13 protein-coding genes are annotated in these 12,469 nt (G+C 65.9%); 9 read left to right on the top strand and 4 right to left on the bottom strand.

Annotated features, from left to right (window positions below):
- Window positions 1–39: 39 nt before the first annotated feature.
- The 3 genes from QTI04_RS13615 to QTI04_RS13605 are packed head-to-tail and all read right to left on the bottom strand — an operon-like array spanning window position 40 to window position 3,168.
- Window positions 40–1,410: an MmgE/PrpD family protein gene (locus QTI04_RS13615; protein WP_286602769.1), complete on the bottom strand. Its 1,371-nt coding sequence runs from the start codon at window positions 1,408–1,410 to the stop codon at window positions 40–42.
- A 53-nt stretch (window positions 1,411–1,463) separates the two neighbouring features.
- Window positions 1,464–2,435: a tripartite tricarboxylate transporter substrate binding protein gene (locus QTI04_RS13610; RefSeq protein WP_286616147.1), complete on the bottom strand. Its 972-nt coding sequence runs from the start codon at window positions 2,433–2,435 to the stop codon at window positions 1,464–1,466.
- Window positions 2,436–2,475: 40 nt separating this feature from the next.
- Entirely contained in the window at window positions 2,476–3,168 is a 693-nt protein-coding gene (locus QTI04_RS13605; RefSeq protein ID WP_286616146.1) for a GntR family transcriptional regulator, read from the bottom strand.
- A gap of 135 nt (window positions 3,169–3,303) precedes the next feature.
- Between QTI04_RS13605 and QTI04_RS13600 the strand changes: the two genes are divergently transcribed.
- The 5 genes from QTI04_RS13600 to QTI04_RS13580 are packed head-to-tail and all read left to right on the top strand — an operon-like array spanning window position 3,304 to window position 8,022.
- Window positions 3,304–4,494 carry a CaiB/BaiF CoA-transferase family protein gene (locus tag QTI04_RS13600; RefSeq protein WP_286616145.1) on the top strand — a complete coding sequence of 397 codons (1,191 nt, stop codon included), beginning with the start codon at window positions 3,304–3,306 and terminating at the stop codon, window positions 4,492–4,494.
- 1 nt (window position 4,495) lies between these two features.
- Window positions 4,496–5,305: an enoyl-CoA hydratase gene (locus QTI04_RS13595; protein WP_286616144.1), complete on the top strand. Its 810-nt coding sequence runs from the start codon at window positions 4,496–4,498 to the stop codon at window positions 5,303–5,305.
- Between the two features lie 27 nt (window positions 5,306–5,332).
- Window positions 5,333–6,319: a zinc-binding dehydrogenase gene (locus tag QTI04_RS13590; RefSeq protein ID WP_286616143.1), complete on the top strand. Its 987-nt coding sequence runs from the start codon at window positions 5,333–5,335 to the stop codon at window positions 6,317–6,319.
- A 25-nt stretch (window positions 6,320–6,344) separates the two neighbouring features.
- Window positions 6,345–7,316 carry a tripartite tricarboxylate transporter substrate binding protein gene (locus tag QTI04_RS13585; protein ID WP_286616142.1) on the top strand — a complete coding sequence of 324 codons (972 nt, stop codon included), beginning with the start codon at window positions 6,345–6,347 and terminating at the stop codon, window positions 7,314–7,316.
- Window positions 7,317–7,338: 22 nt separating this feature from the next.
- Complete coding sequence (locus tag QTI04_RS13580; protein WP_286602760.1) at window positions 7,339–8,022, top strand: GntR family transcriptional regulator; 684 nt, start codon at window positions 7,339–7,341, stop codon at window positions 8,020–8,022.
- Window positions 8,023–8,043: 21 nt separating this feature from the next.
- Here the strand turns inward: QTI04_RS13580 and QTI04_RS13575 are convergent, their stop codons facing one another.
- On the bottom strand, window positions 8,044–8,826 hold the full coding sequence (locus QTI04_RS13575) for an IclR family transcriptional regulator (RefSeq protein WP_286602759.1): 783 nt from the start codon (window positions 8,824–8,826) through the stop codon (window positions 8,044–8,046).
- Window positions 8,827–9,037: 211 nt separating this feature from the next.
- Between QTI04_RS13575 and QTI04_RS13570 the strand changes: the two genes are divergently transcribed.
- Genes QTI04_RS13570 through QTI04_RS13555 form a run of 4 tightly spaced genes read left to right on the top strand, consistent with a single transcriptional unit; the run spans window position 9,038 to window position 12,437 of the window.
- Window positions 9,038–10,042, top strand: a complete 1,005-nt coding sequence (locus QTI04_RS13570) for a TRAP transporter substrate-binding protein (RefSeq protein WP_286616141.1) — start codon at window positions 9,038–9,040, stop codon at window positions 10,040–10,042.
- Between the two features lie 28 nt (window positions 10,043–10,070).
- A complete protein-coding gene (locus QTI04_RS13565; RefSeq protein WP_286602756.1) occupies window positions 10,071–10,514 on the top strand; it encodes a type II 3-dehydroquinate dehydratase in 444 nt (147 codons plus the stop codon).
- A 55-nt stretch (window positions 10,515–10,569) separates the two neighbouring features.
- The gene (locus QTI04_RS13560) at window positions 10,570–11,160 is read left to right on the top strand and encodes a TRAP transporter small permease (RefSeq protein ID WP_286616140.1); all 591 of its coding nucleotides are present in this window, start codon (window positions 10,570–10,572) and stop codon (window positions 11,158–11,160) included.
- Window positions 11,157–12,437: a TRAP transporter large permease gene (locus tag QTI04_RS13555; protein ID WP_286602754.1), complete on the top strand. Its 1,281-nt coding sequence runs from the start codon at window positions 11,157–11,159 to the stop codon at window positions 12,435–12,437. Before QTI04_RS13560 ends, QTI04_RS13555 begins: the two co-directional genes overlap by 4 nt.
- Window positions 12,438–12,469: the final 32 nt, after the last annotated feature.

The following is a 12,469-nucleotide window of genomic DNA, read 5'->3' as shown; positions in this document are numbered from 1 at the left end:
CGCGCGCTGTGGTCGCGCGCGGACCTTGGGAAAAATGGACTACGGGCGCGCGAGGCTGGTCAGGACGCGAACGTCCGCGGCCTTGCCGAGCGACCAGCACGCGGCAAGCAGGTCGGAAGTCCGCTGCGCGCCGAGGATGCCGTCGGAGAGGCCGTGGAACTTGCGCTCCAGGTCGGCATCGCTCATCGGGCGCTGCAGCGAGCCGATCGCGTGTTCGACGAACACATGCTCGCGGCGGCCATCGGTGAGCACGGCCGTCACGTCGGCGCTGGCTTCGTCGATGCTGTCGTCCACCGTTGCCACGACCTTGCGGCGCAGTGCGACGACGTCGGGGCGGTTCACGATGTCGTCGGCGAATTCCTCTTCGGCCGCACGGCCGAACACGAGGCCGGCCGCACAGCCGTGGTACACGCTGAACTTGCCTTGCAGGCCGTCGGCCGGTTCCTTCTTGCCGGTGAGTTCGAGCACCAGCGAGTGCACCTTGAGTTCGATGCGCTCGATCTGCTCGGGCTTGATGCCGCGCTCGCGCAATTGCACGCAGGCGTCGATGCTCGGGTGAATCACGATGCCGCAGGCGAAGGGCTTGTAGCTGTTGAAGGAGATCTCGAAGCGCTCGCCCAGCTCGTCGGTGACTTCGTTCCACGCGTACTTGGTGGACACCACCTGAGCCCAGCCGCGCGGCGCCTCGATCGCCTTCGGGCTCGCGGTGTAGCCGTGCTTGGCCATCAGCGCAGCCATCAGGCCGGCGCGTGCCGCGCCGCCGGGATGGAAGGGCTTGGTCATGGTGCCGAACTGCTCGCGCAGGCCGACCGGTTGCGATGCGGCGATGCCGAGCGCCATCGCGGTGCGGTCCGCATCCAGACCCAGCAGGCGCGCGCAGGCCGCGGCCGCGCCGAACATGCCGGTGGTGCCGGTGATGTGCCAGCCGCGGTCGTAGTGGTCGGGATAGACCGTGTTGCCCAGGCGGCACGCCACGTCGATGCCGAGCACCAGCGCGTCGAGTACGGCGCGGCCGCTCGCACCGGTGTGCTCGGCCAACGCCAGCACGGCCGAGGCCACCGGACCGGCCGGATGGATGATGGTCTTGAGGTGCGTGTCGTCGAAGTCGAAGGTGTGCGAGCTGATGCCGTTGAGCATCGCCGCGTTCGCGATGTCGACTCTCTCGGCGCGGCCGAGCACGGCGGCTTGCGGCGCGGGCTGAAGTTCCTGCACCGCGGCCAGCGCGGCTTCGACGGCCTCGTGGCGCGCGGCGCCGACGGCGCAACCCAGCCAGTTGAGGAAAGTGCGATGAGCCTCGTGGTCTACCGCGTCGCTCCAGCCGCGCGAGGCGTGGCCGGCCACGTACTCGGCCAGGATGCGGGTGACGGGAGGGGCGTTGTGGTCGGCTGCGACCTGAGTATTGCGTGCCATGTGAAAGCTCTAGCTGGAAGGTTGAAAGAAAAAGTGCGAAAGGTGGTGGCGCGCTAGTTGTCGAGTTCGATCTTGCGGTCGCGGGCGAGCTTGGTCCAGCGCGTGATGTCGGCGCGGATGTAGTCGGAGAACTCCTGGGGGCTCATGGGCATGGGCTCGACGGCTTCGACCGACAACTTTTCGCGCAGGTCCGGCGCCTTGAGCACCGTGTTGAGCGATTCGTTGAGTTGGCGGACGACGTCCGCGGGCATGTTGGCCGGGCCGACCACGCCATACCACTGCATGGCGTCGAAGCCCTTGAGGCCCAGTTCTTCGAGCGTCGGCACGTCCGGCACCGCGGGATGGCGCGTCAGACCCGTGACGGCCAGTGCGCGCACGCGCCCCGACTTGAGGTGCGGCATCGCCGCGGCAAGGCCCGGGAACATCACCTGGGTCTGCCCGCCCACGAGGTCGGTGAACGCCGGTGCGATGCCGCGATAGGGCACATGCACCATGAATACCCCGACCTGCTGCTTGAACAGCTCCATCGTCAGGTGGGTGAGCGAGCCCGCGCCGGAGGAGCCATAGCTGACCTTGCTCGGGTTGGCCTTCACGTAGGCGACGAACTGCTTGAAGTCCTTGGCCGGCACATCGGCATTGACCACCAGCATGTTGGGCGTGCCGCCGATCATGCCGATGGGCGTGAAGTCCTTGACCGCGTCATAGGGCAGGCGACGCGTGGCGGGTGCGGTGCCGTGGGTGGCGACATAGCCCTGCATCAGCGTGTAGCCGTCCGCGGGCGAGCGTGCGGTGTTCTGCGAGGCGATCACGCCGCCGCCGCCGGCCTGGTTGTCCACCACGAAGGTCTGGTTCAGCACCTTGCCCCAGCGCTCGGTGACGGTGCGGCCGATCATGTCGCTGCCGCCGCCGGCGGACACCGGCACGATGTAGCGGATGGGCTTGTTCGGATAGCCCTGGGCGTGGGCCAGTCCGTGCAGTCCGACGAGGGTCGGGGGAAGCGCGAGGACGAAGGCGCGTCGTTTCATGGTCTTGTCTCCTTGTCTTGAAAAGTCGGGGGCTGGTGCGTCAGCCCGTCAGGCCCGAAAGCCGGGTGTAGGCATCGCCGACGTGGCGCGCCATGAGCCTTTCGCAACGGGTGACGTCGCCGTCGCGAAGCGCGCGGGCGATCGCCACGTGTTCGGCGATCGAAGCGCGCATGCCCATGTCCTGCGAAAGATTTTTCAGCCGCGAGAGGTGCAGCTTCTGCACCACGCCGCGGTAGGTGTCCGCCAGCGCGTGATTGCCCGCCGCTTCGACGATGGCCCAGTGGAAGTTCAGGTTTTCGCGGTAGTAGCGCTGTACGTCGTGCGCGGCGAAGGCGGCGTTCATGTCGGCGATGGAGGCATCCAGCACATCGGCCAGCGCGATGCGTGCTGCATCGCCACGCCGTGCCGCGCGGCGGCCCGCAAAGCCATCGAGCAGCCCGCGCATTTCGTAGAGGTCGCGCAGTTCTTCGGCGCCCGGTTCGCGCACGAACACGCCGGCGTGCTTGCGGGCCACGACGAGGCCCGTGCTTTCGAGTTCGCGCAGCGCCTCGCGCACCGGTACGCGCGACACGCCCAGGCGTGCGGCGATGTCGGGCTCGTTGATGCGCTGGCCCGTCGGCAGGTCGCCGCGCAGGATCATGGCCAGCATGTCGTCGCGCACCAGCTTGGCGAGCGGAACGTCTCGCACGGTCGAGAGTTGGTCAGAGGGGAGGTCGGAGAGCCAGGGCAGCATGCGGAAGTCCGTTGTGGTCCGCATATCGTATACGACAGCGTGATTAAATGTCCACGCTTTCGATAAAAGTGTTGACACTTTGGCGATGGATGCAAACAATCAAGGTCATTCAAAGGTCATCCAAGTTCAATCCGAATGCCCCATCTGCCTGCCTCATCCGCCCTGCAACGCTTCCGCGTGGTCGATCTGACCCAGGTCCGTGCCGGCCCCACCGCCTGCCGTCAATTGGCTGACTGGGGCGCCGACGTCATCCAGGTGCAGATGCCCGAACACATGCGCGGCGACGACACCCTCGGCGGCCAGGACGGCTCCGACTACCAGTACACCCACCGCAACAAGCGCTCGATCACGCTCAACCTCAAGGAAGACGAAGGCATCGCCACCTTGAAGCGTCTGATCGCGGGCGCCGACGTGGTGGTGGAGAACTTCCGTCCGGACGTGAAGTTCCGCCTGGGCATCGACTACGAGACGCTTGCGGTGGACAACCCCGGGCTCGTCTACGCCAGCATCTCCGGCTTCGGCCAGACAGGGCCGCTCGCCACGCGTCCGGGCTTCGACCAGATCGCGCAGGGCATGGGCGGCCTGATGTCAGTCACCGGCTTGCCCGGCGACGGCCCGATGCGCGTCGGCATCCCGATCGCCGACCTGTGCGCCGGCATCTTTGCGGCGCAGGGCATCCTCGTCGCCCTGCTGGAGCGCGAAGCCTCTGGCAAGGGCCAGTGGCTGCACACCTCGTTGCTGGAGTCGATGGTCTACATGATGGATTTCCAGACCTCGCGCTACCTGATCGACGGCGAGGTTGGCCATCAGGCGGGCAACTTCCACCCGACCAGCATCCCGACCGGTGTCTACAAGGCCCGCGACGGCTACCTCAACATCGCCGTGTTCGGCTCCAAGATCTGGGAGCGCTTCTGCAACATCCTCGGCGCGCCCGAATGGATCACCGACGAGCGCTACCACGACAAACCCTCGCGCTCGATCAACCGCGATGCGCTCAATGCCGAGATCAACCGGCGTCTTGCCGCGCACGACCGCAGCCGCTGGATCGAGCAGTTCAATGCCGGCGGCGTGGCCTGCGGCCTCATCAGCGACATGCGCGAAGTCTTTGCCGAGCCGCAGATCGAGCACCTCGGCATGGTCAAGGAAGTCGTATCGGCACGGCTCGGCCCGCAGCGGCTGATCGGCCAGCCGATGCAACTGGAGCGCACGCCCAGCACCATTGCCCGCGCAGCCCCGCGGCGCGGCGAACACACGGAGGAAGTCCTGCTCGAACTGGGCATCGGTTCGGACGACCTCGCCCGCATGAAAGCGACCGGAGTTTTTTGATATGTCGAATCCCGCCTACGAATCCACCACCGAGCGAGTCCAGACCTGGCTCGACGGCACCACGCTGCACATCCGCTTCAACAACCCGGCGCGGCACAACGCGCTGTCGGTCGACATGTGGGAGGCCGTGCCGCCGCTGCTGCGTGTCGCGCAGGACGACGACAGGGTGCGCCTCGTCGTGTTCACCGGCGCGGGCGAGAAGGCTTTCGTCTCGGGCGCCGACATCTCGCAGTTCGAAGACATGCGCGCCGCGCGCGAGGCCGTCACCCGCTACGAGGCGATGGCCGAGCAAGCGCTGATGAGCATCCACGACTTCCCCAAGCCCACGCTCGCCTGCATTCGCGGCTACTGCATCGGCGGCGGGGTGAACGTGGCGATCAGTTGCGACATCCGCATCGCATCCGACGACTCGGTGTTCTCGATCCCGGCCGCGCGGCTGGGGCTCGGCTATCGCTACTCCGCGATGAAGAATCTGGTCGACCTGATCGGCCCCGGCGCAGCCAAGGATCTCTTCTTCACCGCCCGTCGCATCGACGCCGCAGAGGCGAAGGCACTCGGCCTCGTGACACGGGTCTCCGCCGTGGAGGGGCTCGACGAGTTGCTGGCCGAGTACACGAAGGCGCTGGCCGACAACGCGCCGCTGACCGTGGCGGCAGGCAAGGCCATCACCCGCGAAATCCTGAGGCCCTCGCCGGAACTGGACCAGGCCTTGTGCACGTCGCTGATCCGCGGCTGCTTCGAGAGCGCCGACTACACCGAAGGCCGCACCGCCTTCATGCAGAAGCGCAAGCCGGTCTTCACCGGCCGCTAGCGATCAAGACAACGAGGAGATCGAACGATGCAGTCCTATTGGATGCAGATGACCGACGAGTCGACCGTGCTGGAAATGCGCGAGACGGCCATGCCGCAGCCCGGCCCGCAGCAGTTGCTGTTGCGCGTGCACGCGGCTTCGCTCAACCGCGGCGAGTTCGTGGCGGGCCATGGCCTGCACGGCCAGCCTGGCAGCTGGAAGGCGATTGGCGGGGAGGGCGCCGGCGAGGTCGTCGCCATCGGGGCCGGGGTCACCCGCTTCAAGCCGGGCGACCAGGTCATGGGCCGTTGTTCCGGCGCGTTCTCGGAATATGCGTTGATGGAAGAGATCGAGGCGATGGCCAAGCCCGCCAGCCTGTCGTGGGAGGAGGCGGCCAGCGTCGCGCTGACATTCCTCGTGTCGTACGACATGCTGGTGCTGCAGGGGCGGCTCGAGGCCGGCGAGTGGGTGCTGATCAATGGCGTGTCGTCAGGCGTCGGCGTCGCATCGCTGCAGTTGGCCAAGCTGCTGGGCGCCAAGGTGATCGGCACTTCGGGCTCGGCCGACAAGCTGGCGAGGCTGAAAACCCTCGGCCTGGATCTCGCCATCTGCACGCGCGCTCCCGACTTCGGCGATGCGGTGATGCAGGTGACCGAGCAGCACGGCGCGGACCTCGTCATCAACACGGTGGGTGGAACGGTGTTCGCGGAGAACATCCGCGCCTTGGCCTTCGAAGGCCGGCTCGCCACCGTGGGCTACGTCGACGGCGTGGTACATGCCGAGCTGGACCTCGCGGCCTTGCATGCCAAGCGGCTCACGGTATTCGGCGTGTCGAACAAGCTGCGCAGCAAGGCTCAGCGCGCGGCGGCGATTCCTGCGTTCGTGACGGACGTGCTGCCGCACATCGCCGCCGGCCGCATCAGGCCGCAGATCGACAGGGTCTACGACTTTGGGCAACTGCGGGAAGCCAAGGCGACCATGGAAAGCGGCGGCCATGTCGGAAAGATCGTGCTGCGGATGCCGGCCGCGGCCTGATCACAAGAACAGAAGGAGACAAGACATGAACATCAAGAAGATCGTCCTCGCATTGGGTTTGTGCGCTGTCGGAAGCGTTGCGTGGTCCCAGCCCGGGGACTATCCGAGCAAGCCGATTCGCCTGGTCATCGGCTTCGCTCCTGGCGGCGCTGCCGATTACGTGGCCCGTGCCATGAGCGAAGCCTTCGGCAAGGCGCTCGGGCAGCCGGTGGTGGTCGACAACAAGCCGGGCAACGGATCGAGCATCGCGGCGGAACTGGTGGCCAAGGCGCCGGCCGACGGCTACACCTTGCTCATCGCCAGCCCGAGCAGCATCTCCGTCAACCCTGCGCTCAACCCCAAACTGTCCTACACGGCACGCGACCTCACGGCCGTGACGAAGATGACGACCTCGCCGCTGGTGCTGGCGGTCAATCCCTCGACCGGCATCCGTTCGGTCGCCGATCTCATCGCGGCGGCAAAGAAGGATCCAGGCAAGCTCAACTACTCGACCTCGGGCAACGGTTCGGCGCCGCACCTGGGCGCCGCGCTGTTCAGCCAGGTTACCGGCGCGGAGATGACGCACATTCCCTACCGCGGCGGCAGCCTGGCGATCCAGTCGGTGATGGCGGGGGATACCCAGCTCACCTTCGGCACATCGCCCTCGGTGCTGCCCATGGCCACCGGAGGCCGGCTGCTCGCGCTGGCCGTCAGCACGCGCGAGCGCTCGCCGCTGGTGCCCAACCTGCCGGGCATGAAGGAGGCGGGGCTGCCGGACTACAACCTCGAGTTCTGGTACGGCATGTTCGTGCCCGCCGGCACGCCGCCGGCCATCGTCCAGAAGATCTACAACGCGACGGTCGCCGCGATGCAGCAGCCTTCGGTCAAGGCCTCTCTGGCGCGCGATGGCACCGAGGTGTCCATCTCGTCATCGCCCGAGCAGTTCAACAGCTTCCTGGCCGAGGACGGCAAGTTCTGGGTCAAGCTGGTGAAGAGCGCGAACGTCAAGGTCGAGTGAGGGTCTGAAGTTAGGATTGCGCATGCCTCCCCCTTCTTCCAGCACCCGTGGTTCCGCCCTGTCGGAGGGCATCGTCAGCGAGCTCAAGCAACTCATCTACACCGGCGAGTTCAAGCCGGGAGAGCGGCTCAACGAGGCGGCCCTGGCCCTGCGCATGGGCACCAGCCGCGGCCCCATTCGCGAGGCGATCAAGGTGCTGGCCGGGCTCGGTATCGTCACGGCCGTCGCGAACCGCGGCGTGTACGTGCGGCAACTTTCGCTTCGCGAGATGGTGGAGATCTACGAGCTGCGCGCACTCATGTTCGGCTACGCGGCCGAACGCGCCTGCGAGCATCTGACCGAGGATTACAGGAAGCAGATGGAAGACCTGCTGACTGCGATGGACGCCGCCTGCGACGCGGAGGATGGCACGCTCTACTACGAGCTGAACCTGCAGTTCCACGCGCTGATCCTCACGCTCTCGAACAACCGTCGCGCCCACCAGGCGTACGACGACTACGTGAAGGAACTGCACCTCGTGCGGCGCAAGTACTTCAATGCGCCGGGCAACATGCGCCGATCGAACGTCGAGCACCGCGCGATCTTCGACGCGATCGTGGCCTCGAACCCGGCCCGTGCCCGCGCTGCCGCCGAGCGCCATGTGCTGGCCGGCAGGCAGCGGCTGCTGGCGAACTTCGGCGACCCGCTCTCGCTGCAGGGCGCCTGACGCGCCGCCTGCTTCAGGCGCTCAAGCCCTGCGCTTGAACATCGCCGACCCGCCACTGGCCAGCGCGACGTCGTAAGCCGTGGCGAGCAGCGCCGGGCCCAGGGCCAGCATGCGTTCCTCCGTCAGCCGCACCGACGGGCCCGCGATGGTGATCACGCCGATGGCGGCCCCGTTGCCGCTGCGCACCGGCGCGGCCATCGCGGCCATCGCGGGCGCGAACACCTCGTTGATCATGCTGAAGCCGCGCTTGCGCGCCGCCCGGATGTAGGCCAGCAGGGCCTTGACCGTGGTCGGCGCCTTCGGGCCGAAGTCTTCGGGCTTGCCGAATCCCTGCTTGGCGACCAGTTCGAGGGCCTGTTCGTCCGTCATGGTCGAAAACCACGCATGGCCTGCGGAACTGCATGACAGGTTGACGGAAAGGCCCATGTCTGGGTCGTAGCGCAAGCCGCGCGTCGCGCCCTGCGCCTTGGCGACGAAGGTGAGGTCGTCGCCATCCACGACCGCCAGGCGCACGAGTTCGCCAGATTCAGCGGCCAGGCGGTCGAGCAGCGGCTGCGCGACATCGACGATGCCACTGTTGCTCAGGAAGCTGAGGCCCAGCGACACCAGTTTCATCGTGAGGGTGTAGTCGCCATGGCGCTGGTCCTGCCGCACATAGCCGTTGCGCGCGAGTTCGGCCAGAAGACGGTGGGTGGCGCTCAGGGGCATCTGCAGGTCTGCGGCGAGGGCGGACAGCGCACTCCCGCCGGGGTGCTGGGCCAGGTGCTCCATCACTTTGAAGCTGCGTTCGAGTATTGAGCTCATGGAATCTCTCGGGGACCGGTGGACCGGCATGCGTCGGGCGACATCGCTGCCGGATCGGAGCATGACCCTAATCCAGTCCGCTGGCATTTTGTAAAGTGTTTTCACTAGTGGAAAGTTTTTCCACTACACGAATATGATCGCGCCGTTTCTCCGGCGGCTCGTCCATTTGCGGACCGTGCTGTCGTTCTTCGTCCTTTCCATGGAGACTGTCTTGAGACTTCTTTTCCGCACCCTCGCAGTTGCCGGCCTGACCCTCGCCATGGCCGCACCGTCCCTGGCACAGGAACACGAGCGCGTCATCCGTTTCGGCCACCTCAACAACGCCGACCACCCGGTGAGCTTCGGCGTCAAGCGCTTTGCCGAACTGCTGGCGGCCAAGAGCGGCGGCAAGATGAAGGTGCAGGAATTCCCGGCCTCCCAGCTCGGCAACGAGATGCAGCAGCAATCCGCGCTGCAGGGCGGCGTGCAGCAGATGTCCGCTCCCGCCACGACCTCGCTGGCCGGCATCGTCAAGGAATTCGGCCTGGTCGACTTCCCCTTTGCCGTCGCCAACTTCGCGCAGGCGGACGCGCTGCTCGACGGCCCCCTGGGCCAGACGCTGATCGCCAAGCTGCCTGAAAAGGGTCTGGTCGCGCTGGGCTACTGGGACCTCGGCTTCCGCAACGTCACCAACAGCAAGCGGCCGATCGCCAAGCCCGAGGACCTCGAAGGCCTCAAGATCCGTGTGATCCCGAATCCCGTGTTCCTCGAGACCTTCAAGGCCTTCAAGGCCAACCCGGTGCCGATGCCTTTCGCCGAGCTTTACGGCGCGCTCGAGGCGAAGGCGGTGGACGGCCAGGAAAACCCGTTCTCGGTGATCCTGTCGAACAAGTTCTTCGAAGTGCAGAAGTACCTGAGCGCGACCAACCACGTCTACGCGGCCAACATCGTGCTCGTCAGCAAGAAGTTCTGGGACGGTCTCTCGCCCACCGAGCAAAAGTGGATGCGCGAGGCTGCCGACGAAGCGCGTGGCTACCAGCGCCAAGTGAGCCGTGCGGCGGCGCAGCGTGCCGTGGGCGACCTGCAGGCCAAGGGCATGCAGTTCAACGAAGTCGCGCCAGCCGAGCAGGCCCGCATGCGCCAGATCGCCAAGCCCGTGATCGACAAGTTCGCGGCCAGCTACGACCCGGCCATCGTCAAGCTCTACAACGACGAGCTGGCACGCATCCGCAAGTAAGCCCAAAGCGCAGCACCGACAGCACCCCATGAAGATCCTCGTATTGCACGGCCCCAACCTGAACCTGTTCGGGCGCCGGGAGCCCCACATCTACGGCAAGACCACCCTGGCCGAGATCAACGCGCGCCTCGAAAAGCTCGCGCTGGACCTCAACGTGACGCTGGACATCATCCAGTCGAACCACGAGGGCGACCTGATCGACTTCCTGCACAAGAACATCGACGAGGCGCAGGGTGCGCTGGTCAATCCGGCGGGATTGACGCAACATGGCGTCCCGCTGCACGACGCGATCAAGGCCATGCCCTTCCCGACGCTGGAAGTCCACATGTCCAACATCGCGGCGCGCGAAACGTGGCGTGCGCACTCGATCATCTCGCCGGCCGTGAAGGGAACCATCCAGGGCCTGGGGCCGCAGTCCTACCTGGCTGCGCTTCGGGCGCTGGTCGAGATTCAGCGCGACGCCGGGGCTTGACGCGCTTGCGCGCGGTCTGAGCTCTTGGCCAGGGATTCACAGAGAGACAAACAACATGAATCGATGGATCGACCGATGCAGCACCGGCATCGAGGCAGTGATCGCCTTCTTCCTCGCGGTGATGGTGGTGCTGGTGTTCGGTAACGTGGTGCTTCGCTACGGCTTCAACTCGGGCATCACCGTGTCCGAGGAAGTCTCGCGCTGGCTCTTCATCTGGGTGACCTTCCTCGGCGCGGTCGTGGCCCTCAAGGAGCACGGCCACCTCGGGGTCGACATGGTCGTGCAGAGGCTGCCGCCCCTGGGCAAGAAGATTTGTCTCGCGCTCGGGCACCTCGTCATGCTGTACATCGTCTGGCTGCTCTTTCAGGGCAGCGTGGCCCAGGCCCGCATCAACTGGGACGTCACTGCGCCCGTCACGGGGGCGTCGATGGCGGTGGTCTATTCGTCGGGCATCGTCTTCTCGGTGCTGGCCGCATTCATCCTGGCGCTCGACCTCTACCGCCTGCTGACCGGGCAGATCGCCGACAAGGACCTCGTCATGATCCAGGAATCGGAAGAGGCCGTGCAACTGCAGCAGATCCTCGGCGAGGCATCGGAGCCGGGAAATGCGTCCACCCTTGAATTCGCGCACGGGAGCAAGAAATGACGATCCTTGTTTTCGTGGGATCCTTGCTCCTCGCCATGGCGATGGGCATTCCGATCGCCTTCTCGCTGCTCGCGAGCGGCGTGGCGTTGATGTGGCATCTTGACCTGTTCGATGCCCAGATCCTTGCGCAGAACGTCATCGGCGGTGCCGACAGCTTCCCGCTGCTGGCCGTGCCCTTCTTCATGCTGGCCGGCGAGATCATGAACGTCGGTGGGTTGTCCAAGCGCATCGTCGATTTCGCGCTGGCGCTGGTCGGCCACGTGAAGGGCGGCCTGGGCTACGTCACCATCCTGGCCGGATGCCTGCTGTCGGCGCTGTCGGGTTCGGCCGTTGCCGACGCGGCGGCGCTCACCGCCTTGCTGCTGCCGATGATGGTCAAGGCCGGGCACGACAAGGCGCGCGCCGGCGGGCTGATCGCGGCGACGGGTGTCATCGGCCCCGTCATTCCGCCAAGCATCGGGCTGGTGATCTTCGGCGTTGCGGCCAACGTCTCGATCTCCAAGCTGTTTCTCGCGGCCATCGTGCCCGGCCTTCTCATCGGTGCGGCGCTGTGGCTGACCTGGGCGTGGCTCGTTCGTCGCGAAAAGATCATTCCGCCGCCGCGCAAGTCGACGGCCGAGATCCTGACCGCATTCCGGCGTGCCCTGTGGGCCCTGATGCTGCCGCTGATCATCCTGGTGGGCTTGCGCATGGGCGTCTTCACGCCGACCGAGGCGGCTGTGGTGGCTGCGGTCTATGCATTGTTCGTGTCCACCGTGATCTACCGCGAACTGACCTGGAAGGACCTGCACAACATCTTCGTCGGCGCGGCGAAGACGAGTGCGATCGTCATGTTCCTGATTGCCGCGGCGATGGTGAGCGCCTGGCTCATCACGGTGGCCGACCTGCCGTCGAAGGTGGTCGGCCTGCTGCAGCCCTTCATGGGCAACAAGATCCTGCTGATGTTCGCGATCATGGTGCTCGTGATGATCGTGGGCACGGCCATGGACATGACTCCGACGATCCTGATCCTCACGCCTGTGCTGATGCCGATCGTGAAGGCGGCAGGCATCGACCCGGTGTACTTCGGCGTGTTGTTCATCATCAACAACTCCATCGGCCTCGTCACGCCGCCCGTGGGCACCGTGCTCAACGTGGTGGCGGGCGTAGGGAAGATATCGATGGACGATGTCACGCGCGGTGTGGTGCCATTCATGATCGCGGAGTTCGTGATCATGTTCCTCATGGTCCTGTTCCCGTGGTTGGTCATCTGGCCAGCAAAGCTGTTCGGCGGTTGAGCTGATTCCCCAAAAACTCTAGAGGAGACTTA

Origin of the sequence: Variovorax sp. J22R115 (genome assembly GCF_030317005.1) — a bacterium.
In the GTDB taxonomy this organism is placed as follows: domain Bacteria; phylum Pseudomonadota; class Gammaproteobacteria; order Burkholderiales; family Burkholderiaceae_C; genus Variovorax.
This window is presented reverse-complemented; position numbering and strand designations above follow the sequence as displayed.

What these genes read in the sequence shown, in the direction of transcription:
- QTI04_RS13615 (WP_286602769.1), bottom strand. Translation starts at nt 1,410, where the DNA reads ATGGCACGCAATACTCAGGTCGCAGCCGACCACAACGCCCCTCCCGTC.
- QTI04_RS13610 (WP_286616147.1), bottom strand. Translation starts at nt 2,435, where the DNA reads ATGAAACGACGCGCCTTCGTCCTCGCGCTTCCCCCGACCCTCGTCGGA.
- QTI04_RS13605 (WP_286616146.1), bottom strand. Translation starts at nt 3,168, where the DNA reads ATGCTGCCCTGGCTCTCCGACCTCCCCTCTGACCAACTCTCGACCGTG.
- QTI04_RS13600 (WP_286616145.1), top strand. Translation starts at nt 3,304, where the DNA reads ATGCCCCATCTGCCTGCCTCATCCGCCCTGCAACGCTTCCGCGTGGTC.
- QTI04_RS13595 (WP_286616144.1), top strand. Translation starts at nt 4,496, where the DNA reads ATGTCGAATCCCGCCTACGAATCCACCACCGAGCGAGTCCAGACCTGG.
- QTI04_RS13590 (WP_286616143.1), top strand. Translation starts at nt 5,333, where the DNA reads ATGCAGTCCTATTGGATGCAGATGACCGACGAGTCGACCGTGCTGGAA.
- QTI04_RS13585 (WP_286616142.1), top strand. Translation starts at nt 6,345, where the DNA reads ATGAACATCAAGAAGATCGTCCTCGCATTGGGTTTGTGCGCTGTCGGA.
- QTI04_RS13580 (WP_286602760.1), top strand. Translation starts at nt 7,339, where the DNA reads ATGCCTCCCCCTTCTTCCAGCACCCGTGGTTCCGCCCTGTCGGAGGGC.
- QTI04_RS13575 (WP_286602759.1), bottom strand. Translation starts at nt 8,826, where the DNA reads ATGAGCTCAATACTCGAACGCAGCTTCAAAGTGATGGAGCACCTGGCC.
- QTI04_RS13565 (WP_286602756.1), top strand. Translation starts at nt 10,071, where the DNA reads ATGAAGATCCTCGTATTGCACGGCCCCAACCTGAACCTGTTCGGGCGC.
- QTI04_RS13560 (WP_286616140.1), top strand. Translation starts at nt 10,570, where the DNA reads ATGAATCGATGGATCGACCGATGCAGCACCGGCATCGAGGCAGTGATC.
- QTI04_RS13555 (WP_286602754.1), top strand. Translation starts at nt 11,157, where the DNA reads ATGACGATCCTTGTTTTCGTGGGATCCTTGCTCCTCGCCATGGCGATG.